This is a genomic window from Sphingobacterium nematocida (assembly GCF_900168125.1).
Classification (GTDB): domain Bacteria; phylum Bacteroidota; class Bacteroidia; order Sphingobacteriales; family Sphingobacteriaceae; genus Sphingobacterium; species Sphingobacterium nematocida.
This window is the reverse complement of the sequence record NZ_FUZF01000011.1, coordinates 70,001-95,942: the sequence shown is the minus strand read 5'-3', so window position 1 is coordinate 95,942 and position 25,942 is coordinate 70,001. Positions and strand designations below refer to the sequence as shown.

Annotated in this window: 27 protein-coding genes and 1 tRNA gene; 14 read left to right on the top strand and 14 right to left on the bottom strand. The window is 39.4% G+C overall.

The features are described from left to right. Nucleotides 1–78: 78 nt before the first annotated feature. Nucleotides 79–231, top strand: coding sequence for a lmo0937 family membrane protein (locus B5X76_RS21705; protein WP_139375300.1), 153 nt, complete (start codon nt 79–81; stop codon nt 229–231). A gap of 37 nt (nt 232–268) precedes the next feature. Here B5X76_RS21705 and B5X76_RS12765 read toward each other — a convergent pair whose 3' ends face one another. The 4 genes from B5X76_RS12765 to B5X76_RS12750 form a co-directional block, all read right to left on the bottom strand. Next, nucleotides 269–961 (bottom strand): IspD/TarI family cytidylyltransferase, encoded by a 693-nt coding sequence (locus B5X76_RS12765; protein ID WP_139375299.1) that lies wholly within the window; start codon nt 959–961, stop codon nt 269–271. A 64-nt stretch (nt 962–1,025) separates the two neighbouring features. Beyond that, entirely contained in the window at nt 1,026–2,075 is a 1,050-nt protein-coding gene (gene queA, locus B5X76_RS12760) for a tRNA preQ1(34) S-adenosylmethionine ribosyltransferase-isomerase QueA (protein ID WP_079643497.1), read from the bottom strand. A gap of 201 nt (nt 2,076–2,276) precedes the next feature. Beyond that, complete coding sequence (locus B5X76_RS12755) at nt 2,277–3,482, bottom strand: pyridoxal phosphate-dependent aminotransferase (protein WP_245801036.1); 1,206 nt, start codon at nt 3,480–3,482, stop codon at nt 2,277–2,279. Nucleotides 3,483–3,633: 151 nt separating this feature from the next. Further along, nucleotides 3,634–4,509 (bottom strand): PPK2 family polyphosphate kinase, encoded by an 876-nt coding sequence (locus B5X76_RS12750; RefSeq protein WP_079643496.1) that lies wholly within the window; start codon nt 4,507–4,509, stop codon nt 3,634–3,636. Between the two features lie 151 nt (nt 4,510–4,660). Here B5X76_RS12750 and B5X76_RS12745 point away from each other — a divergent pair, with 151 nt between their 5' ends. The 6 genes from B5X76_RS12745 to B5X76_RS12720 all read left to right on the top strand — a co-directional run bounded on the left by B5X76_RS12745 (nt 4,661) and on the right by B5X76_RS12720 (nt 8,760). Next, the gene (locus B5X76_RS12745) at nt 4,661–5,263 is read left to right on the top strand and encodes a hypothetical protein (protein WP_079643495.1); all 603 of its coding nucleotides are present in this window, start codon (nt 4,661–4,663) and stop codon (nt 5,261–5,263) included. Beyond that, the gene (locus tag B5X76_RS12740; RefSeq protein ID WP_079643494.1) at nt 5,257–5,985 is read left to right on the top strand and encodes a DUF3307 domain-containing protein; all 729 of its coding nucleotides are present in this window, start codon (nt 5,257–5,259) and stop codon (nt 5,983–5,985) included. Before B5X76_RS12745 ends, B5X76_RS12740 begins: the two co-directional genes overlap by 7 nt. Before the next feature lie 11 nt (nt 5,986–5,996). Further along, a complete protein-coding gene (locus B5X76_RS12735; protein WP_079643493.1) occupies nt 5,997–7,121 on the top strand; it encodes a serine hydrolase domain-containing protein in 1,125 nt (374 codons plus the stop codon). A 185-nt stretch (nt 7,122–7,306) separates the two neighbouring features. After that, nucleotides 7,307–7,807 (top strand): hypothetical protein, encoded by a 501-nt coding sequence (locus B5X76_RS12730; protein ID WP_079643492.1) that lies wholly within the window; start codon nt 7,307–7,309, stop codon nt 7,805–7,807. 12 nt (nt 7,808–7,819) lie between these two features. Then, nucleotides 7,820–8,497 (top strand): head GIN domain-containing protein, encoded by a 678-nt coding sequence (locus B5X76_RS12725; RefSeq protein ID WP_079643491.1) that lies wholly within the window; start codon nt 7,820–7,822, stop codon nt 8,495–8,497. A gap of 41 nt (nt 8,498–8,538) precedes the next feature. Next, nucleotides 8,539–8,760, top strand: a complete 222-nt coding sequence (locus B5X76_RS12720; RefSeq protein WP_079643490.1) for a hypothetical protein — start codon at nt 8,539–8,541, stop codon at nt 8,758–8,760. Nucleotides 8,761–8,769: 9 nt separating this feature from the next. Here the strand turns inward: B5X76_RS12720 and B5X76_RS12715 are convergent, their stop codons facing one another. Next, the gene (locus B5X76_RS12715; protein WP_176141062.1) at nt 8,770–9,243 is read right to left on the bottom strand and encodes an OsmC family protein; all 474 of its coding nucleotides are present in this window, start codon (nt 9,241–9,243) and stop codon (nt 8,770–8,772) included. A gap of 301 nt (nt 9,244–9,544) precedes the next feature. On the opposite strand from B5X76_RS12715, the gene B5X76_RS12710 reads away from it, so the two are divergent. Both B5X76_RS12710 and B5X76_RS12705 read left to right on the top strand, forming a co-directional pair. Beyond that, a complete protein-coding gene (locus B5X76_RS12710; RefSeq protein WP_079643489.1) occupies nt 9,545–9,991 on the top strand; it encodes a GNAT family N-acetyltransferase in 447 nt (148 codons plus the stop codon). A 148-nt stretch (nt 9,992–10,139) separates the two neighbouring features. Further along, complete coding sequence (locus tag B5X76_RS12705; protein WP_139375298.1) at nt 10,140–10,901, top strand: hypothetical protein; 762 nt, start codon at nt 10,140–10,142, stop codon at nt 10,899–10,901. A gap of 89 nt (nt 10,902–10,990) precedes the next feature. Here B5X76_RS12705 and B5X76_RS12700 read toward each other — a convergent pair whose 3' ends face one another. From B5X76_RS12700 to B5X76_RS22000, 9 genes are all read right to left on the bottom strand, one after another. Next, nucleotides 10,991–12,907: a solute symporter family protein gene (locus tag B5X76_RS12700; RefSeq protein WP_079643487.1), complete on the bottom strand. Its 1,917-nt coding sequence runs from the start codon at nt 12,905–12,907 to the stop codon at nt 10,991–10,993. Further along, on the bottom strand, nt 12,904–13,200 hold the full coding sequence (locus B5X76_RS12695) for a DUF485 domain-containing protein (RefSeq protein ID WP_079643486.1): 297 nt from the start codon (nt 13,198–13,200) through the stop codon (nt 12,904–12,906). The genes B5X76_RS12700 and B5X76_RS12695 overlap by 4 nt, the downstream gene beginning before the upstream one ends. A 304-nt stretch (nt 13,201–13,504) precedes the next feature. Then, nucleotides 13,505–14,290, bottom strand: coding sequence for a DUF4382 domain-containing protein (locus B5X76_RS12690; RefSeq protein WP_079643485.1), 786 nt, complete (start codon nt 14,288–14,290; stop codon nt 13,505–13,507). Between the two features lie 64 nt (nt 14,291–14,354). Next, entirely contained in the window at nt 14,355–15,626 is a 1,272-nt protein-coding gene (locus B5X76_RS12685) for a MutS-related protein (protein ID WP_079643484.1), read from the bottom strand. A 211-nt stretch (nt 15,627–15,837) separates the two neighbouring features. Next, nucleotides 15,838–16,236, bottom strand: coding sequence for a hypothetical protein (locus tag B5X76_RS12680; RefSeq protein WP_079643483.1), 399 nt, complete (start codon nt 16,234–16,236; stop codon nt 15,838–15,840). Nucleotides 16,237–16,337: 101 nt separating this feature from the next. Beyond that, complete coding sequence (locus B5X76_RS12675; RefSeq protein WP_079643482.1) at nt 16,338–16,571, bottom strand: hypothetical protein; 234 nt, start codon at nt 16,569–16,571, stop codon at nt 16,338–16,340. 292 nt (nt 16,572–16,863) lie between these two features. Beyond that, nucleotides 16,864–18,285 (bottom strand): RtcB family protein, encoded by a 1,422-nt coding sequence (locus tag B5X76_RS12670; protein WP_079643481.1) that lies wholly within the window; start codon nt 18,283–18,285, stop codon nt 16,864–16,866. Nucleotides 18,286–18,517: 232 nt separating this feature from the next. Further along, nucleotides 18,518–19,612 carry a slipin family protein gene (locus B5X76_RS12665; RefSeq protein WP_079643480.1) on the bottom strand — a complete coding sequence of 365 codons (1,095 nt, stop codon included), beginning with the start codon at nt 19,610–19,612 and terminating at the stop codon, nt 18,518–18,520. Between the two features lie 362 nt (nt 19,613–19,974). Next, nucleotides 19,975–20,036: transfer RNA gene (locus B5X76_RS22000), tRNA-OTHER, on the bottom strand. 425 nt (nt 20,037–20,461) lie between these two features. Between B5X76_RS22000 and B5X76_RS12660 the strand changes: the two genes are divergently transcribed. From B5X76_RS12660 to B5X76_RS12640, 5 genes are all read left to right on the top strand, one after another. After that, nucleotides 20,462–21,475: a helix-turn-helix transcriptional regulator gene (locus B5X76_RS12660; RefSeq protein ID WP_079643479.1), complete on the top strand. Its 1,014-nt coding sequence runs from the start codon at nt 20,462–20,464 to the stop codon at nt 21,473–21,475. A 187-nt stretch (nt 21,476–21,662) separates the two neighbouring features. Next, a complete protein-coding gene (locus tag B5X76_RS12655) occupies nt 21,663–23,312 on the top strand; it encodes an FAD-binding dehydrogenase (RefSeq protein ID WP_079643478.1) in 1,650 nt (549 codons plus the stop codon). A 116-nt stretch (nt 23,313–23,428) separates the two neighbouring features. Next, on the top strand, nt 23,429–23,944 hold the full coding sequence (locus B5X76_RS12650) for a thioredoxin family protein (protein ID WP_245801035.1): 516 nt from the start codon (nt 23,429–23,431) through the stop codon (nt 23,942–23,944). A 176-nt stretch (nt 23,945–24,120) separates the two neighbouring features. Then, on the top strand, nt 24,121–24,699 hold the full coding sequence (locus B5X76_RS12645; protein ID WP_079643477.1) for an RNA polymerase sigma factor: 579 nt from the start codon (nt 24,121–24,123) through the stop codon (nt 24,697–24,699). Nucleotides 24,700–24,827: 128 nt separating this feature from the next. Continuing rightward, nucleotides 24,828–25,796, top strand: coding sequence for a FecR family protein (locus B5X76_RS12640; RefSeq protein ID WP_079643476.1), 969 nt, complete (start codon nt 24,828–24,830; stop codon nt 25,794–25,796). Nucleotides 25,797–25,942: the final 146 nt, after the last annotated feature.

Sequence of the window (25,942 nt, the reverse complement as noted above, 5' to 3'; positions counted from 1 at the left end):
TCAAAACTTTTTAGGATATGCGCTGTTCATATCTGTAAAAAGTAGTGTTACGTATATAATTAATTAAACTTTAAAGCTATGGGAAATTTACTTTATTTGATTGCAGTTATTTTGGTTATTATCTGGGCTATTAGTTTTTTAGGCGGTTATGCCACAGGAAATATTATCCACGTGTTATTGGTGATTGCCATAATAGTGGTATTATTACGTGTTATCAGGGGGAATGCCTAGGCCATTTACGTCCTAAACCATGCATATTTGAAGAAGCTTATAGTTCGTTTTTTAGATGTGATAATGCGATCTCGAAATCTTCTGCATAGGTGAGCTTGATATTTCTAGGGCTGCTTTCAAGAAGATGTATCGTATGACCTCTCTGTTCAACGACGGAGGCGTCATCTGTAAATGTGGGTATTTCATCTTGTTCGAATGCTTCAATTAATAACGGTGCTGGAAAAGACTGTGGTGTCTGCACTTGCCATACTCGGCTGCGATCCATCGATGTGGAGTTAAGCTTATCTCCGATACGAATAGAGTCGGTGCTGGGTACGGCAAGGACATTGCTATTGCCCGCTAGCGCCATTTCAAACGATGCGGATATGAGTTTTCTTTCTACAAGTGGTCTGGCTGCGTCATGTATAGCGATTACTGTAGAACCGTCCAAAGGATTTGGTGTCGTATTCTTAATATGCTGTATTGCATTTCGAACACTCTGAAAGCGAGTGTCGCCACCTATTACCAATTCATGTGGTATATCAAAAAGATGCGCGGAGCAGAGGTTTTGCCAGGTTTGGGTCATTTGGACACTTAGAACCACAATAATACGATCCGCTATACCTACAAACGCTTGTATGGTATGCATGAGCACAGGTTTTCCCTTTAGCAAATGATATTGCTTTGGTAGGTCTGATTTAAGACGAGCCCCTGACCCGCCTGCAGCTATGATAACAATCTTATTTGGCATGATGTAAAAAAGCGTGGATATTTTGGATCCACGCTTCAAAAATATTGAAATATTATTATAATACTTAAATAATAAGCATGGCATCACCGTAACTATAGAAACGGTATTTTTCTTTAACAGCTATTTCGTACGCGTTCATCACGTTTTCGTACCCTCCAAATGCAGCGATCATTACCAGTAATGTCGATTCAGGCGTGTGGAAGTTTGTAATCATAGAGTTTGCGATACTAAACTCGTATGGAGGATAGATGAACTTGCTCGTCCAATCTGTACCTGCTTTTAGATGTTTATCTGCAGAAACCGATGATTCGATGGCGCGCATTGATGTCGTACCTACTGAACATATGCGGCGCTTATTATCAATAGCACGATTTACTGTTTTTGCAGCCTCTTCTGTAATGATAAATTGTTCGGAGTCCATCTTGTGTTTAGTAAGGTCTTCCACTTCTACAGTGCGGAATGTACCCAAGCCCACGTGCAATGTAATCTCTGCAAAGTCGACACCTTTAAGCTCCAGGCGTTTCATTAACTCTCTTGAGAAGTGAAGTCCTGCTGTAGGAGCAGCGACAGCGCCTTCATTTTTAGCATATATCGTTTGATAACGGAATTTATCTTCCGGAGTAGCTTTACGCTTGATGTATTTTGGGAGAGGTGTTTCTCCTAAAATCTCGATATTACGACGGAACTCCTCATCTGTACCTTCAAAAAGGAAACGAATGGTACGACCTCTTGATGTTGTATTGTCAACAACTTCTGCGACCAATAGGTCATCATCGCCAAAGTATAATTTATTCCCTACTCTGATTTTTCGAGCAGGATCAACTAATACGTCCCATAATCTTAATTCTTTATTGAGTTCACGCAAAAGGAAGACTTCGATAGTCGCTCCTGTCTTTTCTTTATTGCCATACATGCGGGCAGGGAAAACTTTTGTGTCGTTCAATATCATCACGTCTTTATCATCAAAATAATCTAAGACGTCTTTAAAGATTTTATGTTCAATCTTACCAGTATCTTTATGTAAGACCATTAAACGTGATTCGTCACGTTGTTCAGAAGGCTCAGATGCCAAAAGAGATTCAGGTAAGTTGAATTTAAATTGTGATAATTTCATGTGCAATCAGTGTTTATGTTTTTTAACTGTCCTAAATAGGGCTAAAAAAGCACACAAAGGTATGCATTTTTATTCGAAATAGTGCTAAAATCTTTTATCTGCACTTGATTTCGAGGTTGAAGAAGCTTTCTTTTTTTACTTCTTTTTTAACGATGGATGTAAATATAAAAGCTCCCTTCGAGAAGGGAGCTTTTATATTTTTTAAACCAATTTGGCTAATGCTTCTTTTATTCTTCGAAGTGCTTCTTTCAGGTTTTCGTCAGAGGCAGCGTACGACAACCGGATATAATTATCATTTCCAAAGGAATTTCCGTCTACTGTAGCTACATGCCCTTGGTTAAGTAGGTATAGTGCGAGGTCGCCCGAGTTATTAATGATATTTCCGTCTTGATCTTTCTTGCCGAAAAATGAGCTTATTTCAGGGAAAAAGTAAAATGCACCCTCTGGAAGATTGGTTTTTACACCTGGGATATCATTCAATAGATCATAAACTAATTGACGACGGCGCGCGAAAGCTTCTTTCATCTTATTGACACTTTCTAGGCCTCCTTCGTAGGCTGCAATTCCTGCACGCTGTGCGATGGAACAGGTTCCGGATGTTGTCTGTCCTTGCATCTTATCGTTTGCAGCTGCTATTTCCTTGTTTGCTGCGATGTACCCTAAACGCCAGCCTGTCATGGCAAACGCCTTTGAGAAACCATTAACAATGATCACACGGTCTTTTATTGCAGAAAACTGAGCGATAGATTCATGTTTGTCTACAAAATTGATGTGTTCGTAGATTTCGTCCGAAATGATGAAAATATTCGGATATTTTTCGAATACTTTGGCCAGAGCTTCTAGTTCAGCTTTGCTATATACGGATCCTGTAGGATTACAAGGAGACGAAAACATGAATACTTTTGTTTTTGGCGTTATAGCAGCTTCTAGTTGGGCAGGAGTTATTTTGAAATTACTTTCAATATCGGTATTGATAAAAACCGATTTACCTTCTGCTAGTACCACCATCTCCGAATAAGATACCCAGTATGGAGTAGGGATGATCACTTCATCTCCCGGATTGATTAGGGTTAATATGACATTTGACAAGGATTGCTTAGCACCTGTAGATACTACAATCTGAGAAATATCATAATCGAGTCCGTTTTCATTTTTTAACTTCTCGACGATTGCTTTTCGCAACTCAGGATATCCCGGTACCGGGGTGTAGCGTGTATAGTTCTCATCCAAGGCCTTCTTGGCAGCATCCTTAACAAGGTCGGGAGTGTTGAAATCTGGTTCACCAACGCTTAAACTGATTACATTGATGCCTTTAGCGGCTAGTTCGCGACCTAATTTGGTCATCTTTAGGGTAGCCGATTCAGAAAGGCTATTGATTCTATCTGATAAATATGATGTTGTGCTCATGGTGATACAAATATATTATATATACTTCATTTTCAAACCTAATTTTTTGATAAATCCTGATGAAAATAGGATTAGGTTTGTCAACTTGACAATGATCTATAGTTTTTATTAGAATTGATGTTTATCAGATGGACATATCTCCATAAATGCGCTACTTTTCTTTTTCGAGCTCCTTACGATATAATGTGATATGTTTTTCAATATCTGGAGGCAGATCGGGATATTTTATATCCTTGTATTTTTTGAGTTCTTCGAGTATAGTCTGCGCCACAAGGTATCGCGATATATCCTTGTTGTCGGCGGGTATGACGTACCATGGTGCATGAGGTTTGGAAGTTTTTCGGATAGCTTCTTCATAGTAGGACATATACTCCTCCCATCGTTTACGTTCTTTAAGGTCTCCTGGAGAAAATTTCCAGTTGTGGTCTCCTTTGTCTAGACGTCGCAACAATCTATTTTTTTGTTCGTATTTACTTAGATGAAGGTAGAACTTTAAAATGATGGTACCATTCTCATGGATATGGCTTTCAAAATCAATAATCTGTTTAAATCTTTTGGCCCAAAAATCTTTAGGAATGTCTTTTACTTCTTTTATTCCAGGAATATTTTCTTGTAATATATACTCTGGATGTACCCGGGTGACCAGTACATTCTCATAATGAGTTCTGTTAAATACAGAAAATTTTCCTCTTTCAGGTAAAGCAATATAGTGACGCCACAGGTAGTCATGTTGTAGCTCTTCATAGCATGGCGTTTTGAAGCTCTCTACTACTACACCGCGTACATTAAAATCCTTAAACACCTCACGTATCAAGGAGTCTTTACCGGCGGTGTCCATACCCTGTAGGCAGATCAGTACAGAATACTTGTTGTGGGCATATAATACTTCCTGTATTTTGGCAATTTCCCGGCGTACGAGTTTCATCTCCCTTTTTGCCTCCTCTGGATTGATATTGTCCAGATATGTAGGAAAGTCATTTAATTTGAATTTAGAATCTGCCTTGAGTTGCTTTTGAAATTTGCTCATATATCCAAAACTCGTTTATTTATATTTTGTTTTATAACAATCTAGTAATTTTTTTAAGCTAGAACTAGAATAAGTGATAAACTTGATTATCATCAAAATTAGTGATAAATTTGATTATCATTTAAATCAGTGATAATTTAGAAGAAGAAAAATGCAGTTATATGCCATTATTACAGGAGATATTGTAGATTCACGTTCCAAAGATATAAAAGAGTGGATGCCCGTTTTAGAATCTGCTTTAACAGATTGCTCGGATAAGTTCGATATCTTTAGAGGGGACAGCTTTCAGCTTATGGTTGAGCTTGCTCAAGCTATTGAAGCGATGTTCTATATCAAATCCAGGATTCGATCTCTTGGGCATCTTGATGTCCGTATGGGGTTGGGAATTGGAGATGTGGATTACTTGGATAATCATATAAAGAATTCATCCGGAGAGGCTTTTGTTCGATCGGGTGAAGCCTTTGAAAGTCTTAATAAGGATTTAATTGCTGTAAAATCACTCTGGGAAGATTGGGATGAGTCAAGTAATATTTTATTAGGACTATGTGTGGAGATAGCGAACAAGTGGACGGTGAATATGGCGGAGACTGTTGCGCAATCATTACGACACCCTGAGGCTAATCAACAGGAGTTAGCAAAGATGTTACAACGTAAACATCAAAGTCAGGTAAGTACTGAGTTGACAAAAGCAAGCTGGAACAAAATAAATAAAGCAATATCCTACTGTACACAAGAATTGTTAAAAAGATGCTGACATTATTTTTAAAACTACTTTTAGCACACCTATTAGGTGACTTTCTATTACAGCCAAAAAGTTGGGTTAGTAAACGAAAAGACAATATATTATATCTTTTACTCCATGTATTGGTGCATCTATTGATGCTCTCGGTTGTATTGTTTTCCTCTTGGTCTACGTATTGGGTACTTATACTTTCTATTGGCTGTGCACACTTGGCCATTGACAGTTTAAAGATATGGTGGGAGAAGCTATGGCCTTATAAACCTGTGTTTCTTTTTGTTCTAGACCAATTCTTACATATAGCTGTATTAATCGGAATTACATTCTATCATTTAGGAATTCCTTCAGGGTTATTCCAAAAAATATCTTCCGATGGGGCGATTTTATATCTGATTGCCTTTCTCGTCGTATCGGTAGTAACTCCCATCTTTCTACGTGTTTTTTTTAGTAAATGGAATCAAGAGAATGAATTTCACACCAAAGAGAAGGAGACACTAATGGACGCCGGCATGCTGATTGGTATTATGGAGCGTTTAATTATTGTTTTATTCATTCAGGTAGGCTTCCTTTCCGGGATAGGCTTTTTATTGGCCGCAAAATCAATTTTTCGGTTTGGAGATCTGACTAATGCGAAGAATACGAAGTTTACAGAGTATATCCTGGTAGGTACATTAGCCAGCTTTCTCATTGCTATAGTCGTTGGCTATCTATTAAGGATAGGATTAAGGTTGGTTTAAATTATTTACATATGAAACAGCTACTTATAACACTTTTTATCACAATACATGCTTCTGTGTTCTCACAAAGTATTAAAAATAAGGTGGATAGCATTGCTCGGGAGTATCAGGCAGTAGGTGTAGCCTATGTGGTCGTAAAAGACGGACAGATTGTGCATAGTGATGCCGTAGGATATAAAGATTTAGAGCAAAAAGTAAAATTAAGCGCGACAGATGATCTATTCAGAATAGCTTCTATATCAAAGTCATTTACAGCTACGGCACTAATGAAACTGGTTGAAGACAAGAGGTTGTCTCTGGATGATGACTTTGGCAAATTAGTTGGTTTTCCGGTGCGTAATCCTCAATTTCCAGACAAAGTTATTACTTTAAGAATGGTCTTGTCGCATACCTCTAGTATCAATGATAAAAATGGTTATTTTAACCTGGATGCCATCAATCCAAATAAAAATCCTGAATGGGCAAAGGGTTATAATACCTACGAGCCGGGCACCGGTTACGCCTATTGTAATCTAAATTTTAATATGGCAGGAGCAGCCTTAGAGCGTGCCGTGGGAGTGCGTTTTGATAGTTATATAAAAGCGAAAATCCTCACCCCCTTAGGGCTAAAGGCGGGCTATTGTATTGACTCTCTAAATCAGGAGTCCTTCGCTAAAATCTACGAATATGACAGTACCACTGCTCGTTTTGAACCTCAACCGGCAGCCTATGCCGCTAGAAGTGAAGAAATCAAAAAATATGAACTTGGACATAAGACTCCTGTATTCTCCCCGACAGGAGGCATGAAGATTTCTGCTAAAGACCTCGCGAAATATATGATCATGCACATGAATTATGGACAACTCGACACGATAAAGATTCTTGAAAAACAGTCTGCGAAAATCATGCAGACTCCTGTAAACAAAGAAGCAGCCTACGGTTTGGCACTGCATGTCAATAGGAACTTTGTAACCAATAGCGTGATGGTCGGTCATACCGGGTCTGCTTACGGGTTATATAGTGCTATGTTTTTTGAGCCCCAAGAACGTTTTGGAATAGTTGTCATTACAAATGGATGTCGACCTAAGTCTCAGGACGATGAACCTAAAATCTTAAAAGAAATAGCGAATTGTCTGTATGATCATTTAGTTAAATAATAGATTTCATTCTTATACTTGGCTTGTTTTTTGTAATTTAATGACCAGTAACCATTGTAAGTATTGATTTATGAAATATCCATGTAGTACAGACTGCACAAAGATTGATGGATATAGTTTGGATATTCCATATGACAACTGAAAATTAAACCGAGCTCGCGAGCTCATGAAATAATTATACACATATGAAAGGGATTTTGCTTTGTATTGTCATTGTCGGCTTGGTCGCCGTAGTCAAGGGACAGCATCTAAACCTCAATGATGTCCGTAAAGATTTTAATAAGGGAGTCAAAGATCAGGATTTGTGTGAAAAGCATTTGGACGTGCTGGAAAAGCACGCTAAAACTTCGGTCGAAAAAGGATATGAAGCAGCTTTTCATATGTTTATGGCCAAGCATACGGGCAACCCAATAAAGAAGATGAGTTATTTTAATGGAGGCAAAAAGATGCTTGAGAAACAAATAAAGATAGACCCCAATAATATAGAGCTTCGGTTTATCCGATTATGTATCCAATATTATATCCCGACCTATTTGGGATATCGGGACAATATAGAACAGGACAAGGATTTCTTAGTGAGCAATCTTTATAAGCTTAATGATGAGAAAACCAAAGATGTTCTATACAACTATTTGAAGGGAGCAAAGATGTATACAGATCAAGAATTAGTACAGTTAGGAAGATAGAAACAAAGTTTTATGAAGCAGATATTTTTAGCATTTTTTTTAATTACGGTCAGTGTTTTACAGGTGAATGCCCAGTTATCCAGAACCCTGTCTCCTTTTAGAGAGCTCGATGTTACGGATAAGATAAGGGTTAGGCTTCTAGCAGGCCCCGAAGATAAGATTGTGATTGAAGGAGAGCTGGCCAATCAGATGGAACTAACGCAGACTGGTGATGTATTGCGCTTGAAAATGAATATTAATTATATCATGCAGGGACAAAAAGTGGATGTCAGTCTTTATACGACGAATCTTTCCAGTATAATCGCACGAAAGGGGGCACAGGTACGTACAGATGATTATGAAGTGGAGTCGGATTCAATTTATGTGTCTGCAAATGAAGGTGCACGTATAGACCTGCGTGTACATACGGATGAGATTGAAGTGTGGACTACCGCAGGGGCAGTTATTCATTTAGAAGGACAGGCACGTGATCAAACGGTAAATTGTACATTTGGAGGACATTATGAGGCAAAAGATCTGCTTTCTGATAATGCCTATGTACGGACCAATGCCGGAGGTAAATGTCAGGTTAATGTTGGTAAAAGCGTTGACGCCCAAACGCGAGCAGGAGGAGTTATCGATATTTATGGAAATCCACCTGAACGAAAGCAAAGACGATTGGCCGGTGGTAAGATTAATTTTGTAGAATAAGAAAACTACGTCGATTGTTATTTGTTTTAGAAAAAAAGTGTATGAAGCGAGAACAAATACAGAATTGGATCGATGAAGGATATCAAATATTAAAGGATGGAATGCCACAGGGAGTAGAGGGGCAACTGTGGGATAATATTGATCACCTGAACACCGAAGAACCACAGGTATTTCTTTTAACAGATCTATTACAGTGGTCCGACGAGAGATTGGATAAGCTCGACGGTTTCAATGACGATCAGATACAAGCTATGGATAGCTAATCCATCGATCTATGCGGATAGACAGGTAGGGCGGTGAGTAATGGGGAAGTTGCAGGAGTTTGCTATAAAGCAAAGTTGATTCGCTTTGCTGTGAAGCGATAGTGCCAGCTCTATTTTCGTCGGATCTGAAATTACTACCCGTGGATTCAAAATTGCTTCTACGAATCGACCGCTGCCATCCAGCGTCGTTTCCAATATAGCCTCGGCGGTATCTTGGTAGGAAATGACTTCAATATTATTTTGCGAACACACGTATAGGTATGACATCATGTGGCAGGATAGTAGACTGCTCAACAATAAGTCTTCCGGATTATATAGACTAGGATCTCCTTTAAATGCCTTGGCTGCTGATACCTGTATATCTGCTTTTCCCTCAATAGAGATCCGATGGCTCTTTCGGTATGTAAAAGTGGATGGTTGTTTTATTTCTTCACTCTTGTCGAGCCAGTTTAGAGTAGCTTTAAAAAGGTGTTTAAAAATCATAATTCTTCTTTCGTGTTATTTTGTTGTTGTTCAGCTTCTTGACTCTTAATATAGAGTGAGCTCTATAAATACCATGACTATTGCCTATAGCAAGTAATAAAGGCATATGCTAATATCCGAAAATTTACATATTGTTTTAGATTATTTTACCTCGAGGCTTTCATTGTTTCAGTCATTGTGACTTTTATTCTTTTGTGTAGGGTAGGCATAATGCTGGACCAGATTATATTTGAAATCTGGACTACAGAAATATTTTTAGTATAGAATACATTTGCGCCATTATACCAAACTATCAAAATATATGAGTTATATCATCAAGAAAGCGAGCTTAGAAGATTTAAATGAAACAGCCGAGTTATTTAACCTTTACCGTATTTTCTATCGTCAGGAATCAGATGTAGAGAGGGGCAAGGCATTTTTGAAAGAACGATTTTTAAACGGAGAGTCAGAGATTTTTCTAGTGCTGGTAGATGGCAAAGCCGTTGGATTCGTACAGTTGTACAAACTCTTTCATTACACCAAATTACAAAAGCAATGGTTATTAAGTGATTTATTTGTACATGCTGATTATAGAGGGCTGGGGCTCTCCGTCGCATTGATCAATCGCAGTAAGCAGTGGAGTGAAGAGACGGGAGCCTGTGGTCTGATGTTAGAAACAGAGAAAACAAATGACATCGGAAATATACTCTACCCACGGTGCGGATTTGAATACGATGGGGCGCACAATTATTACCATTGGTGGAGGTAAATTGATTTAAGACTTTTTTTAGCCCGAATATTGTATTAGGCGTGTTCCCCAATTATTTATCACTAGACTGTAGCTATTTAATTGATGATTCGTTTTATCTAATAACGATCATACGCTACGTCGTGTTATTTAAATTATACCCTATTATATGAAGCTAATGCACTTTTCAAAACATCTATTCTTTGTTTCGACTTTAATGATTTCACACGCCTATGCACAAAGTGTCGATTCTGGGCCAATATTTAAGCCCCAGTTTAAATTGGATTTTACTATCGGACCCAATTTTGATACCTCTCCGGGTTCTGGTTTGGAGAATCAAGACATTTTCGGAGGGCGACCTGCGGTATCTCCCTTTTTAGGGATCCGTGCTACTCACTTATTCTCTAACAAAGTAGGTTGGTATGCCGGAATAAATCTTAATTATTATAAAGAAATCAAACCAACCGGCTATAAGCCGACTGGTTTAGAAACTTTCTTTGATGATTTCGGTAACGCTTTATTTGGCCCGATTTCGTATGTCAAACCATCGGTAAATTTGGGAGTTTTATATAGGATAGAGTCCGCCAATTGGAGCATACACCCTAGTTTGGGGATTGGCCATGATAGCTATCTTGGAGATAAAAGTACCAGTAGATCAAAGACTAATCAAGAAGGCCAAAAATATGAACTGACCTATGATAGAAAATCTTCACTGTTTACAGCACATCTTGGATTATCCATGAATTATTATGTTAGTAGGAAGACATATTTTGCTGTTAATGGGAGTTTTCATCAACCTCTACAGGCAGCAACTGCTCAACTAATCGAAACAACGGATGGAACTGAGATATCAAGAGCTGATTTCAGAAGTAGTAAAGTAGGTCGGGGTATATTTCTTGGAGTTGGATTCGGATTTGTTTTGGGTAAATAGTCAAGCACTGTTACTCAAAGATGATCTAAGTTCTGTTATTGACATAGCCATCGAAAATGGCTATGTCAATAACAGTAGAAATATAATAATTACTGAGGCAATAGGCTGTCCTTTTTTTTAGGAAACGCTTTACTAAAGATATAGACCGTTAATACCGCCAGTGGAAATGATACTAACGCCGGGTTTTCCAATTGATGTATGGCATTGGTAGCACCCAATCCATATTTGTCCCACATGGTTGGTGAGGTTAAGATGATAGCAAGAGAAGCAACAATCCCGACAACTATTGAGGCAGATATCCCTGTCGAGGATGTTTTTTTCCAGAATAGCAAAAACAAGATAGCAGGGAGATTGGCAGAGGCGGCAATCGCGAAAGCCCAGCCCACTAAAAATGAAACGTTAATACCTTGAAAAGCCATCCCCAATAGTATGGCCAAAATACCTACCACTACGGCTGCGATCTTACCGACCTTGACTTTTTTATCATCGTCCAAGTTTTTCTTAAGATATACATCAATAAAATCATGAGCAATCGCTCCAGAAGAGGCGACTATAAGTCCAGCTACGGTACCCAGCACGGTTGCAAATGCCACCGCTGATATAATGGAGAATAGTGCAGCTCCAAAAGCTCTTGCCAATAGCGGAGCAGCCATGTTGCTGGATTCAACATCCATTACGCCGTTTACCCCGGCTCCCAGTCCAATAAATAGGGTTAAGATATAGAAGCCTCCGATAGCAGCAATTGCCAATATCGTAGATTTTCTCGCATCTTTTGGAGTCTTCACCGTATAGTATCGAATTAAGATATGAGGTAGGGCAGCTGTGCCTAAGAATAGAGCCAGCATGAGTGAAACAAAATCCATCTTACTCCAAAGGTTAGCATCACTGCCGATTTTATATTTTAGTCCGGGTAACATAAACTTGGATCCCGAGGTTACTTCTGGGTAGTAGATTGAGACGTGATCATTCCCATCAATCAATTTTACTTGGAGGAATCGAACCACCTCACTTTCTCGGATCGTAGATAAGAATTGAAAGGGGCCAAGAGGCCCGGTTTTGGATAGCTCCTCGCCGTTGACAATAATTTTGCTTAGATGACCTACCTGATAAAATTTTCTCTTCTCTTTGGTCTCTCCGTTATAGAGCAATGCCCCGTTACTTTTTTGAGTAATGCTTAGGGTCTCTTTTAATAAGTTATTGTCGTCTTTTTTTGTCCAGTCAAACCATCTTTCTACCCCGTGTTGCGATAACTTGACAAATGTTTTATCGCCAACTTGCTGTTGTGCGACCACATTCCAGTTTTGCACAGAGATTACGTTATCATCTTTTACCTGAGGTACTAGCTCCATAAAGGAATGATATTTATTCGAGTCAGAATCTGGAGGACTAGATAGACCGTTTTTTAAGATATAGAAAGTGAGGACCAAAGATAGAATGATAAGCAATCCTCCCTTAAGAAATTGCACATAGGTTGTCGAAGCCATACCTGCACTCGCAACTATTGCTATAACGATAGCACCTACCAATATAACCCCAGCCCAATGTGGTAGACCTAATAGCGGCATGACAAGGTCTCCAGCGCCGACCATTTGCGGTATAAGGTAGAAAATGGAAATGATTAAAGTGCTTATCGATGCCGTTAATGTAATCGCTCTCGAATTGAATTTTGCATTTAAGGCATCTGTAAAGGTGTATTTTCCTAATCGTTTGAAAGGTTCGGCTATGAGAAACAAAGCTACAATCCATCCTGCTAGAAAACCAATTGCGTACAAAAAGCCATCGAAACCTGCGACAGCAATCATCCCGCATATTCCTAGAAATGAAGCTGCAGATAGATAATCTCCAGCGAATGCAATGCCATTAACTGCCCAGTGTATCTGCCCCCCAGCAGCGTAATAAGAGGAAGAAGAACTTTTTTTTCGACCGAAATAAAAAGAAAGCCCCAGCACCAATCCGACGAAAATAAAAAAAAATGCTAAAGCGGTAAATGAAATATCATAGATCATGTGTTGTCCCCCTCCGTTGGATTTTCTTGTTCTTCAGCGTCATTTTCATATTTGGTGCAGTAATAGTTGTAAATTACGCCTAGGACAACCGCAAAAATGATCAACCCTATACCGTACGCTATTGCTAAGTTTAGACCTGCAAATACCGTCGTTGCTAATAATTCATACTTGAATACTCCTAAAATAACAAAACCCGCGTAGCAGAATAAATAAATGAAAAACAGACGTACTCCCAATTTTGACTTCTGCTGGGTTACAATCTCTTTTTCTTCAGCTGTGTTGTTGACATGCATAAGTTGAAGGTTTACAAAATTTATAATTTGGTTTAAGTTTTTTCAGCATCGAAATCGATCCCATTACAATTCTACAAAAAAAAAGAGAGATTTGACTTAACCTCATCAAAATATAAAGTCTTTAACTCCCATTCACTTATTAACGAAGATTCAGATATAAGGTTGGCCGAAAAGAAGTTGATCGAACATGAAGTAACTTAAGAAATATGACTTGTATAGAGAGACCCCTAATTATTATACCTAATATGGTAAGAAAAAGGACCGCTTGGTATTTATCAAGCGGTCCTTTTTCTTATCTAATCTCTTATTTCGCTAACAAGGTTATTGTTCCAAGATCTTTAGTCATTCCTTTATCTATTACCACATTTTCTATGGTATACGGATTATAGGTAGGTACAGTGGGTTCTATCAATATTTTATAGCTTCCCTGTGGAATACCAGGGAAGAAAAAGTTTCCAGTTTCATTTGGAATAGTTCCTATTGTGTCTGTTCCCGTTATCGCATAGATTTTGGGATAAGCAGCTATAGGTAATATTATTCCTTTGGCTGTACCTGATACAGCGACTGGGATAGCTCTAATCACAGGTTTTAGGAGATATTTTCCATTACCTGTTTCGACAATAGATTTTGATGCGTCAAAGTCAAGTAATAGTGTATAAGCGACATTTGGAATAAGTTCATCCTGAACTTTTATTTTTACTCCTGATGATTGTCCGCTTGGAGTAGTTAGGGGGTATATTTTTCCATCGACTACGATGGTGTTGCCGCTATCTTCTAATTTTAGTCTAATTTCTTGAATAAAGCCGGAAGGTACATCGTGGTTTGCTAATAAAGTATCTTTGCCTAATCGGTATTGTAGGATATCGAATGGAAGACCATCAATATCGATCTCTTCGTTTCCGCCACTGGTTCTGATCTCAATCTCATCGATGTTAAGGTGTATTGCATCGTAATTTGCCGGAGCGTCTGTGATTTTTACCGTTAGAGGGGTTTTGCCGGTTGAAGGGCCATTTTCAGAGCTGCAAGCAGACAAGAAACCTAAAGCTATCAAGCCAAATCCTAATGTGTAAATGTTAAAAGAAGTTTTCATAACACTATGTTTTTACCTGTATAGGCAAAACTAATGCCACACTAATGTTACAGAAGTAAATATCTCAATCCAACAGGTCATCAAGACCTTCTTTTTTAAACAGTAGTTGACCTATTTGCAGATTCGACCAGCCAGCTTTTAACACATAAGAGAAAACCGGTATTTCATCCCGAACCTCACTATCAATATAGAAGGCCGCCGTTTGTGTGTCAGAATTTGACAATCGATGTTTCAATTCGGTGATATGCGTAGATATAAAGAAAGATGAACTATCAAACTTTCGTAATCCTTTAATCGTTTTGACACTTATAGCCAATGCGTCTTCATAGTTTGTTCCCTTAAACAGTTCGTCAAACACAGCAAAGCATCGTTTTCCGTTATCAGCATCCAGTACCACATCTTTCAGCTTTACGATTTCGTTCATAAAATGGCTATATCCATTTTTCAGATCGTCGCTATGGTTGATTTGGATCGATATTTTATCATAATAGGGTATTTTTCCATTTGCGGCAGGGATAGGCAATCCTAGGTGGCTTAGGTACACGCAGAGCCCTATGGACTTAAGTAATGTTGATTTACCGGACATATTAGCCCCGGTAATCAGAATGACGTTATGATCTACTTGGATGTTATTTTTTACCGGATTTTTTAGTAAAGGGTGGTAGAATCCTATCAGATTGAAATCACTATTGTCACCTATTTCAGCAAACTTAAAGCCATGTCTATTAACCGCCCTAGCGATTGATAGGTAGGCCTCGAGAAGGTTTAGCTTTTCAAAAAAAATCAGCGTATCACCATTTTTTCTTTTCTGACAAACGTTGGTATTCAATTTTTGTATCGCTTTAAATCCAAATTTATCCTGATTTATTTTGGACCTATAATGGCTGGGGTTGAAAGAAGCGATATAGTTTACGATAAATCGAAGGTCATCTTGATATGCCATTGGGAACTTCTCTAAGATCAAGTTTTCCTTTATTAGCCGCTCCAGTTTGGCTAGAAAATAAATCAACTGCGTGTATTCCCCCAACAGCGTATTCCTCTTCCTTTTCTGGAACACGTACGCCATATATTCCTGTCTTTTTAAATCATCAATAGGGAATTGACATAAAAACCTGTATGTATCCGAATACTCTATTTTGTGATAGCTGTATGTATCGCATAACGATTTACAGGATATCAGTTGCTCTAGTATAGCCTGTCTATCTCTTATCTCAGTTATCGAAGATAATGGTTTGCGTAAGAGTTTGGAAAGTGCGAGCTGACTATCATTGTTCAGTGTATAGTCAAATAAAGGAAGTATATCTTTTGATAAAAATAGATCTTGCGTATTGTTCATAACTCTCTTACCAAAGTTATCTATTTTATTTCCCTGATAAACTTTAAAATATGTTAAATACTAGATCGGGCAAACCTTGCTTTAAATAAGTGGAATTTTAAGACACCAAAAAAGACTTCCGACTCGAGATACTATTTCGTCCCTTACAAGCTTCCGAGGTTGGAGGACTGAGTCTGTATCACAGTGTTCAGATCTTTTGATAAGGCCTAAATTATAGTATTTTAAGCCTGTAAGTATATTTGCCTATTCCATCAGAGACTCGCTCCAGATTTAAATTAGTTCCATCAAATGTGTAATCGTACCTTCCGTTTAGTATAAGTCCCCAATCAAATTCGGCCGTATGTGGATTTTCGTCGCTGAAAGTTATAACGTTTTTATCAATAGTATAACTACCTGATGCTCCAGCAGGAATCTTATTTGAGTTTCCGGCACAAGAGAATCTTCCATTTTTCAATTCCACTGTTGTGGAGCCACTATGTGTTCCTGAGCTATAGATTACAGTAAATGTTCCTTTATATGATCCTTCTTTGATCTGCAGATTATCCTTCTTGCAGCTAAATAAAAACAAAGCAATTAAGCATATTGTCGATAGGTGCGTGATTTTTTTCATATAGATTATAATTTTAAGATGTTGTTATATTTGTAATTAGCCTACTTTTGTTTCTTTACTTCATCCCCTTGATAATAGCTTTATTATTCTCACATGCTACTTCAAAGGATTTGTCGATATACGTTAGGGTTACCATCTACACATTCTATAGCTATTGCTGGGTTAGGGAGATAATCAAAATACATCGTACTGTTGTCAAGTTTAATAGCTTTTTCCATTAACACCTCATGTTCCTTTTTTAAACGTAAATATTGGGCATTCGGGGTTATAGCGATGGGTAATAGATTGTCCTGAATAAATACAAGTAAGGCGAGATAAGCGAAGAATTTCTTCATAATCTAATTGGTTTCTGTTTTTATAACTTCAGTTTACAAAAGTGATAACGAGAAGATTGGACATAATGCTACAGATAGAGACGATGGTAGGTGTTGCTTTATTTCAATTGCCGTCTTGTTAAGTTGTTTATGTAGTCAATGTCAAAAAAATTGGTTGAAAGGCTAGCAAGAAAACTATCCGAATATATCCGTCTTAAAACGGGTATATTCGGATTTAAACGCCCAAACTATATATACGGGGACTTTTGGATACCAGGTTGCAGCATCATTTTGAGAGCTTTAAGATCGAGTATCAATCCTCTCTTGAACCATCATCCGCCATGCGGACAATTTTCGGAGAAAATGTCGCTACAATATCCACCAATTCACCTTGAGCAGCCATTACTGTATGAATATCCTTGTAAGCCATCGGAGCCTCATCCATTCCAGCCCCCAACAAGGTAATACCATTGTCTGCAAGCATAGCGTTCAGATCTTTGGATTTTATCGTCTTGATAGCTTGTGTACGGCTCATCAGACGACCCGCACCATGCGAAGCCGAATTGATGGCCACTTCTTCGCCCTTTCCTCGTACCAAGAATCCCGGTGTGGCCATCGAGCCAGGGATAATCCCCATTACACCTTTGCCAGCCGGCGTTGCACCTTTACGATGTACTATGACTTCTTCTCCATTAAACTGTTCTTTCCATGCAAAGTTATGGTGATTTTCTACTTTGGCCAGTAGTTCTGCACCCAATGCAGTTTGGATCTTATGATGAATAACTTCATGGCAAGCTGAAGCATAATCACCCGCCAAATTCATCGCCAACCAATATTCATGACCTTCAGCAGTATTAAAATCCAAATACGCTAGATTTTGTGCTTCATAAGGCAATTTACAGATATCCTTAGCCAATTTGGTGTAGTGACCTGCTATCGTAGCCCCCAGACCTCTCGAGCCCGAGTGTGTCAATAGTGCTAGGTAACGCCCTTTTTCTACACCGAGCATCACATCTGTTTCTGCAAATTCCATCACGCCAAATTCCACAAAGTGATTACCTCCACCCGAAGATCCCAATTGTGTCCAAGCTTTATCTTTCAACGAACGAATCACTTCGTTGGTTTCAAACAAAGCATTCTCCAAAATGGCATGGTCTACACGTTCGTGTCTCAAATAACCATTACCTGCGCCAAAGCGGGTATTAGCCATTAGAACCGATTTCAACAAATCATGGTTTTCGTTCAAATAAGTCGCCGGCAGATCATACACCGACAAGGCCATTCGACAACCGATATCTACCCCCACACCATAAGGAATGATCGCATTATTCGTTGCTAAAACACCCCCAATAGGCAATCCATAACCTTGATGCGCATCAGGCATCAGCGCTCCCGCTACCGTCACAGGCAATTTCATAGCGACATTCATTTGCCACTTTGCACCGTCTTCGATATTTTCTTCCCCATAGATAGCGTAATCAGTTGTCTCTTCTTTCAAAGGAATTAGTTCCTCGGTAATAGCATCCATTCGCAACAGAATTTCTGCCAAAGGTTTGAAATTGACATCTTCCAAAAATAATTCAGGGTTTTCCAATACATTCTTGAAAAGTGTAAGCATTTGCTCCCGATTGAAATCCAATCGCTTTTTATTAATCTTCAATGCCACACCCATTGCATGATTTTCTTTATATCCTAACGCAATTAAATCATTGCCGTTTATCCTTTTATTTTCCATTTTTTAGATCTTAATATATTCCGTCACTTTGAAGTGCTTTTTCTCCTTCACTCCGACTGTAGGGGTATAGGAGCCTGTTTATTTTACTCTTGCGTTTTATGACTATATTCACCTTTAATGAACTTTTCGGAGTTCTCCCAAAAGGAGGACGACGGCCTTAAAATACAAATCCCTAATCCAAGCAAGGAGCAACAACCTCTTTCCGTTGCTCCTTGCACTTAAGTTACACCTTTTATTTTAGAAACAATTGTCTCAATTGATCCACAATCTGTCCATTTCCCGAAACTGAAATTGTATTGATTTTCTCCGCGATCTTCTCTACATATTCCATTTCCTTCAATTTAAACAGCATCGCATTCTCTTCCATTAGCTTCGCTGTATTTAGCAAGCTACGTGTCGACGCCGTCTCTTCGCGACGGGTGATAATGTTGGCCTGAGCACGTTTTTCAGCGATCAACACTTGGTTCATAATATCACGAACATCTCCAGGCAGTATAATGTCTTTAACACCGGCATTTAAGACCAACAGTCCCAATGCCTTTACATCTTCTGCAGACACCCCGATGATATACTTGGCGATTTCCGCTTTATTTTCCATCAATTCGTCCAAGGTCATTTGGCCGATGTAAGTACGTAATACCAATTGCATCAAGGTGTACAGTTGCTTTTCGTAATCCTTGTTTTCCAACAAAGCTTTGACGATGTCAGTCACCTGGTATTGTGCCGAAAAATTGATGCGGATTTGCGCTTTGTCTTTCGTCAAGATTTCTTGACCGATCACTTCCAATGTCGCTGTACGCATATCCGCCTTTGTCACAGCGATTGTGGTCGCATTTTTCCACCACATATATGTCCCGGCATCCAGTACCTTCGCGAACACCCCATCGACGAATAACAAACCTTTTTCTGATGGTTCCAACTTATATTGCCTAACATAGTAAGCCAATATTTGTTTTTCCAACAGTTGTCGGTCCACTGTACCCGCGATTTCGATAGACGAAGTGTTTTCGATCTGAAAACGGTATTCTTTCAATCCTTTCCAGAATAGATGACGACCAGCGGACAATACTTTTTCATAACGATTGTTCACAAAGACCAAACACAACTCATTGTCGGCTACCTCAACGACCTCGACCAAGTCCTTGAAACCTTCAACCTGTAATAACACATCTATATCATAAGGCGTATGAAAAGTACTTGCCAAATCATAAATTTCGGCCTTTTCGCCAAAACCCAGCCAGTATTTACCCGTAGCCAGTATGCGCACTACGGTGTTGTTTTTTACGACCAATCCTACTTGATTTATGTTTACTAATATTCTTTTCATATCTATATTTTTTTAAATTACATTGTTAAAAAAGCTTTCCGTGTTTCGATCATTGTTTCCAAACGGAAATCAAAAGGAACAACCTGTTTCATACACCTATTTTCCTAATGCTAACGCAATAAAAAATCTAGTGATGCCGACAAATTATTTGTTTTGATTTACGAAGTAAGGCGGCAATTGTCGCTTGAGGTTGGACGCTCCAACCCCTCATCTGCCAGGGCAAAAGAATGGGATGATATATCCAAGATCAAACCACCGACCAAAAGACGAAAAGCTTACTAAAGATGACTTTTTGAAAGAAAGCCCAAACTTGATCAGAATTAAAAGTTCTGTGCATTAACCATTTATGCTTTTCTGTCTTTCGGCAGAAGTGGGATTCGAACCCACATAATTGTTGTTACTCTACCCTCTGAGTTATTCCGACAAGTCAGAAATGGGATTCGAACCCATGACCCACAACGTGTTGTACCTTTTTCTTTCCACTTTATCAGTATATTGTATTCGATCGAACCAATACTATCCTGCTATACAGAAACAGGAGACCAGGATGCCATTTCCAGTAAAAAGGTATCTTCGTACCTTTCGGTACATATCTTTAAAGAGCTTATGCTTTGTTTTCATCAAAGAACGATTGTCATACCCGACATTACAAAGGTGCAAGTCATTATACGCTGCCTATTTGCGTAGTTAGCAATATTTTTATAAATATGTTTAATGTGTTGATTTTAAGGTTTATAATTTGTTTTTATTGTGATGGTAGACCATTTTTTGTTTCTACTGCGTAGTTGTATTGCGTAATGTAGATTGCGTTGCCTATCTTTATTATAAGATTATATAGTACACAACAATATGGCCATCAATAAACTAGCCCTTATCCGATACAAAATCATTGATAATTGTCTGCGACAGGCACATCGAAAATGGACGTTAGAAGACCTGATTGAAAAAGTGTCGGATGGTATTTACGAATTTGAAGGCATACACAGTGGCGTCAGTAAGCGTACTATACAAGGCGATATCCAATTGATGCGCAGCAATAAACTCGGTTATAATGCTCCAATAATCGTTCTAAAGCGTAAGTATTATACGTACGAAGACCCAAACTATTCGATCAGTAATTCGCCACTATCCGAAAGCGATATGGCCAAAATGAAAGATGCTGTTGATATATTAAAACATTTGAATGGTTTCTCCTATTTTGAAGAAATGAGTGATATGATTGCCCGTTTAGAAAATAATCTTTCCAAACAAGACAGCTCAATCTCCTACATACAGATGGAAAGCAACAAACTGTTAAAAGGCTTGGATTATATCACGCCTATCCATCAGGCTATCCGGGAGAAAATTCCGTTGTTCATTACCTACAAATCATTCAAGTCCAAAGCCGTTCAAGAAGCCGTCTATTATCCGTATTTACTCAAAGAGTACCGCAACAGATGGTTTGTGATCTGTAAACCCAAGAAAGGGGATACCTTGGTTACCTTAGCCCTGGATCGTATTGAGGATATCGAAAAAATGGACAAATCCGGTTATGTCCAATACGAAGGTATTGATTTCGAACGCTACTACGCCGATGCGATCGGTGTGACCAAATCCATAAAGGACAGAGGCTTCGCAGTGATACTAGAGATCGATGCTCGCAATGCACCATATGTGCTCACCAAACCACTTCATCCATCACAGCGCATTCAGCATCGGCATGAAGATGGTAGTGTCGTCATTCGTATAGATGTGGTGCTCAATTTTGAATTAGAGCGAGAGATACTCGGTTTCGGTGAGAGCATGAAAGTATTAGGGCCTCGTGTCTTAAAAGAACGTATCAAGAGGCGTATTGAAAAAAACTTAGAACAATATCAAAGTTAATGGTCCTTTAGTCCTCGACTTTGCTCAGAAATCTTATCCTCAGATCTACATTATAGGGGAGTGCTCCCAATTATCATCCGCAGATACTATTTGAGCATAACTTAAAATTCCGTATCTTCAATAACCCTAATATCGATTACGTTTTTTCCGTCTTAGATCATTTAAATTTTAAGTAAACAGGGCGATAATGGAACAGTATTCAACAATTATAATTGGCGGAGGACTATCTGGTCTGGTCACCGCACACGAACTGACCGCTGCAGGAAAACAGGTGCTGATATTGGACCAAGAGACCGAAGCGAACCTCGGCGGACAAGCTTACTGGTCGTTCGGTGGTTTATTCTTTGTCAACTCTCCGCAACAACGTGCCATGCGAATCAAAGACTCCTACGAGCTTGCAAAACAAGATTGGAAAGGAACGGCCGCATTTGACCGGGCCGAAGATTTTTGGCCGCGCCAATGGGCAGAAGAATATGTTCGCTTTGCGACTGATGGCAAATACAAGTATGTATCCGACTTAGGCATGAAATTCTTTCCAATTGTAGGCTGGGCCGAAAGAGGAGATGGCTCGGCCTCTACCCATGGCAATTCTGTTCCCCGATTTCATATTACTTGGGGTACCGGCACCGGTGTGGTCAAACCCTTCGTCGAAAAAGCCTATCAAGCTAAAGAAAAAGGGTTACTTAACTTCAAATTCAGACATCGTGTCACGAAATTGCTTTTCGACAATGCATGTATTTGTGGTGTAGAGGGAGATATCCTTGCACCCGATAATAAAGCCCGCGGTCAAAAAACCAATAGGGATATCATCGGCACATTCCGTTTTGAAGCAAAGCATATTGTCATTGCTTCCGGCGGTATAGGTGCCAATCTGGGTCTTGTAAAAGAGAACTGGCCACATCGCTTGGGTCAGCCACCACAAAACATGGTGTGTGGTGTGCCCGATTATGTCGATGGCAAAATGATAGGCATAGCAGAGGAAAGTGGTGCACATATCATCAACAAGGATCGTATGTGGCATTATACGGAGGGGGTGAAGAATTGGAACCCTATCTGGTCCAATCATGGCATACGCATTCTTCCAGGGCCTTCTTCAATTTGGCTCGATGCCAGAGGCAACCGACTTCCTACCCCTTTTTATCCTGGATTTGACACCTTAGGCACACTAAAACATATACAGAGCACAGGCTTTGAGTACTCTTGGTTTATACTCTCCCAAAAAATCATCAAAAAAGAATTTGCCCTTTCCGGGTCCGAACAAAATCCCGATATCACCAACAAGGATTATAGCCTCTTGTTAGGCCGGCTGTTTGGTAAAAAAGCAACAGGACCCGTCGAGGCTTTCAAAACACATGGTGAAGACTTCATTGTAGCCCAAAATTTGGAAGATCTTGTACGATTGATGAATGAAAAAGTAAATTCGGACTTATTGGATTATGAAGCAATCAAATCCATAATAGAAGAGCGTGACCGACAGCTAGATAATAAATTCAGCAAGGATACGCAGGTGAATTATATACAACATACCCGAAAATACCTAGGCGACAAATTGGCCAGAACCGCGAAACCGCACAAAATACTAGATCCGAAGAACGGTCCATTGATTGCAGTACGTTTGCATATTCTGACGCGCAAGTCGCTCGGGGGTATAGAGACCAATTTGAATACGCAGGTATTGGGAATTGATGGCGAGGTTATGAAAGGCCTATTTGCCGTAGGCGAAGCTACAGGCTTTGGTGGTGGTGGTATGCATGGGTACCGTGCTTTGGAAGGGACTTTTTTAGGTGGTTGCATTTTCAGCGGTATGAAAGCAGGTAGATATATTGCCAGCTTGTGATACTGCTTAATCCGCTACTGGCATGAATAATCGTATTGCGTATTTTTCCTTTTCCCAGATATTTATTAAAAAACCTTGGATGTAATTATTGTTTTTTACTAATATTGGATAAAAGAATGCTTAAACTACCAAAAAAATCAGCTATGCGTCTTATTACGTTATCATTTTTACTCTTTTGTGTGTTCTTCACACAGGCCCAGCAAACCACGGTTTACAACCCCAATGCGGATGCTGAAGCCGAAATCGCAGCTGCGCTCAAACAAGCCAAAGCCGAAAACAAACATGTGTTTCTACAAATCGGTGGTAATTGGTGCAGCTGGTGCCTATTGTTTAATAAATATGCTCACGAAAACGATACCATCAAAACAGCCTTCGATAAAAACTATGTAGTTGTCCATGTCAACTATAGCAAAGAACAAAAAAACGAAAAGCTGTTGTCTTCTTTAGGTTATCCTCAACGTTTCGGATTTCCTGTATTTGTTATCCTCGATGCAAAAGGAAATCGCCAGCATACACAAAATACGGCACTTCTGGAGCAAGGGCATGGATATGATACCAAGAGGGTTTTAGGCTTCTTGGAGAACTGGTCACCTAAGGCATTGGATCCTGCAAGCTACGCAGAGAAAAAATAAAAAACCTCAAATTTGGAATAAGAATAAAGGTTGTGGTATTTGTTCCACAACCTTTCTCATTTAGTGACAGTTTACAATAGCAGTTTCTACAATCTTTCCGAAGTATAAGGGGAATCCTAATCGGGTAACAAAAACTTAACACACTGTGTTAGAGGAATGCAGTTATCTTTGTTTCGATGGAGCAATTTTCAGATACCGAATTGTTAGCACTCATACAAAGAGATAGCCAACAGGCCTTTGCTGTGATATTACATCGTTATAGAGTGCAGCTATACAAACAGATTTACCGCCGCATCGGTGACGAGGAAGAAACCAAAGATGTATTACAAGATATTTACATATCACTCTGGAAACATCGGAACAACATTTATATCAAGGATACCTTTGCGCCTTATCTATCCAAGGCAGCCCATTACGCTATCGTAGACCGTTACCTGTTCCAAAAGAAATCAAATACCCTCAAACTTGCCCTTACCCGTCAGGAGCAATACCAATGGTCGGCAGAAGATCAGGCCCTTGCCAATGACCTTGAACATGATCTCGACAGATTACTGACCAAAATGCCTTATAAAGTACAGGAGGTGTTTAAGCTCAGCCGGAAGGAAGGGCTATCCATAAGAGAGATTTCCGTTAAGCTCGGACTTTCCGAACAGACCGTCAAAAATTACCTTTCTACAGCACTGCATATTTTTCGCAAGCACCTCGGCGAGAAGAAGCTTTCCTATTTCCTGCTGATCGCTTTTTTGTTGCATTGATCTTAACGGTTGCTTTCCTACCACGCGCCTAACAATCCTTAGTCCCTCTCTTAGGTAATATGTTCTTAATGTAAAAACAACATTTTTTTAATGGTACTGCCTGTCCGATTTTTCGATAATAATAGTGTATGGGCAAACAAAACAACCGCCGGTTATTGGCAGATAAATACAAAAATGGATATTGCACCCCTGATGAAGTCAAGCGTATACAGTCCTGGTATGATCAGTTGGAAGATTATGGATTCCCTGACGAGCAAGAGCTTGAGCGCGCTTCAGAAGAAGTGACCGCACAAACACTCCGTCAGGTCGCAAAATTACAACAACAGAAAGTCTTAAGACGTATTATATGGCAGATAGGCTCTGCAGCCGCAGTCATCTTGCTACTGCTCCACTTTTGGCCATCTCAGGATAAGCCAAAGGCCAGCTTCACTTCCCTTGCCCATGTGGCTGATATACAGGAGACCATTACCAGTAACGGAGAGAAAAGAAAATTGATCCTGCCCGACGGTTCTTCCGTCACACTTAATGCGTCTTCGACCGTACGATACCCTAAGGAATTCGGGGTTGAAAACCGTGAAATAGAATTGGATGGGCAAGCCTTTTTTGATGTCGTTTCAGACCCTAAGAAGCCATTTTTGGTGCATACAAAAGATTTGACAGTAAAGGTATTGGGTACAAGTTTTGACGTAAAGGCCTACACAGACGAGCAGCAGGCTGTTGTTCGGGTGGCCACCGGAAGAGTCGCTGTTTCAACAAGCAGAACTACCGCCAAACAACTAGCCCTCCTTCAACCGGGAGAGCAGTTTGACTATAACAAGAACCAGCATCTTGGAAAGACTGTTCCCACAGAAATCAAAAAAATCACCGATTGGCAACAGAATATCCTGCATTTTGAATTTGTTCCTTTGATCGATATCTGCGGAGAACTGGAGCGTACCTATGGTATTCCTATCATAATCGAGAACAATGATATTTTACAGGAGCGCTATCATCTTAATGTACAGAGCGAAACCATAGACAATATCCTTTTGCTATTGAGCAAATCAGGCGAAGGATTTTCTTACGAAATCAGTAAAGGAAAAATAATCATCAAATAATTCAAGTCATTGTCACCCCCAAAATACGATTGCCTATGTAGTAATAACGCCAAACCACATTTAAAAAGCAAAAAAGCGGAAGTGGTGGAACACTCCCGCAGAAAAAGCTTTCATGATCTTACATCCTCATTTTAAAACCATTAAAA

Coding starts and splice junctions, on each gene's coding strand:
- B5X76_RS21705 (WP_139375300.1), top strand. CDS start 79: ATGGGAAATTTACTTTATTTGATTGCAGTTATTTTGGTTATTATCTGG.
- B5X76_RS12765 (WP_139375299.1), bottom strand. CDS start 961: ATGCCAAATAAGATTGTTATCATAGCTGCAGGCGGGTCAGGGGCTCGT.
- queA (WP_079643497.1), bottom strand. CDS start 2,075: ATGAAATTATCACAATTTAAATTCAACTTACCTGAATCTCTTTTGGCA.
- B5X76_RS12755 (WP_245801036.1), bottom strand. CDS start 3,482: ATGAGCACAACATCATATTTATCAGATAGAATCAATAGCCTTTCTGAA.
- B5X76_RS12750 (WP_079643496.1), bottom strand. CDS start 4,509: ATGAGCAAATTTCAAAAGCAACTCAAGGCAGATTCTAAATTCAAATTA.
- B5X76_RS12745 (WP_079643495.1), top strand. CDS start 4,661: ATGCAGTTATATGCCATTATTACAGGAGATATTGTAGATTCACGTTCC.
- B5X76_RS12740 (WP_079643494.1), top strand. CDS start 5,257: ATGCTGACATTATTTTTAAAACTACTTTTAGCACACCTATTAGGTGAC.
- B5X76_RS12735 (WP_079643493.1), top strand. CDS start 5,997: ATGAAACAGCTACTTATAACACTTTTTATCACAATACATGCTTCTGTG.
- B5X76_RS12730 (WP_079643492.1), top strand. CDS start 7,307: ATGAAAGGGATTTTGCTTTGTATTGTCATTGTCGGCTTGGTCGCCGTA.
- B5X76_RS12725 (WP_079643491.1), top strand. CDS start 7,820: ATGAAGCAGATATTTTTAGCATTTTTTTTAATTACGGTCAGTGTTTTA.
- B5X76_RS12720 (WP_079643490.1), top strand. CDS start 8,539: ATGAAGCGAGAACAAATACAGAATTGGATCGATGAAGGATATCAAATA.
- B5X76_RS12715 (WP_176141062.1), bottom strand. CDS start 9,243: ATGATTTTTAAACACCTTTTTAAAGCTACTCTAAACTGGCTCGACAAG.
- B5X76_RS12710 (WP_079643489.1), top strand. CDS start 9,545: ATGAGTTATATCATCAAGAAAGCGAGCTTAGAAGATTTAAATGAAACA.
- B5X76_RS12705 (WP_139375298.1), top strand. CDS start 10,140: ATGAAGCTAATGCACTTTTCAAAACATCTATTCTTTGTTTCGACTTTA.
- B5X76_RS12700 (WP_079643487.1), bottom strand. CDS start 12,907: ATGATCTATGATATTTCATTTACCGCTTTAGCATTTTTTTTTATTTTC.
- B5X76_RS12695 (WP_079643486.1), bottom strand. CDS start 13,200: ATGCATGTCAACAACACAGCTGAAGAAAAAGAGATTGTAACCCAGCAG.
- B5X76_RS12690 (WP_079643485.1), bottom strand. CDS start 14,290: ATGAAAACTTCTTTTAACATTTACACATTAGGATTTGGCTTGATAGCT.
- B5X76_RS12685 (WP_079643484.1), bottom strand. CDS start 15,626: ATGAACAATACGCAAGATCTATTTTTATCAAAAGATATACTTCCTTTA.
- B5X76_RS12680 (WP_079643483.1), bottom strand. CDS start 16,236: ATGAAAAAAATCACGCACCTATCGACAATATGCTTAATTGCTTTGTTT.
- B5X76_RS12675 (WP_079643482.1), bottom strand. CDS start 16,571: ATGAAGAAATTCTTCGCTTATCTCGCCTTACTTGTATTTATTCAGGAC.
- B5X76_RS12670 (WP_079643481.1), bottom strand. CDS start 18,285: ATGGAAAATAAAAGGATAAACGGCAATGATTTAATTGCGTTAGGATAT.
- B5X76_RS12665 (WP_079643480.1), bottom strand. CDS start 19,612: ATGAAAAGAATATTAGTAAACATAAATCAAGTAGGATTGGTCGTAAAA.
- B5X76_RS12660 (WP_079643479.1), top strand. CDS start 20,462: ATGGCCATCAATAAACTAGCCCTTATCCGATACAAAATCATTGATAAT.
- B5X76_RS12655 (WP_079643478.1), top strand. CDS start 21,663: ATGGAACAGTATTCAACAATTATAATTGGCGGAGGACTATCTGGTCTG.
- B5X76_RS12650 (WP_245801035.1), top strand. CDS start 23,429: ATGCTTAAACTACCAAAAAAATCAGCTATGCGTCTTATTACGTTATCA.
- B5X76_RS12645 (WP_079643477.1), top strand. CDS start 24,121: ATGGAGCAATTTTCAGATACCGAATTGTTAGCACTCATACAAAGAGAT.
- B5X76_RS12640 (WP_079643476.1), top strand. CDS start 24,828: ATGGGCAAACAAAACAACCGCCGGTTATTGGCAGATAAATACAAAAAT.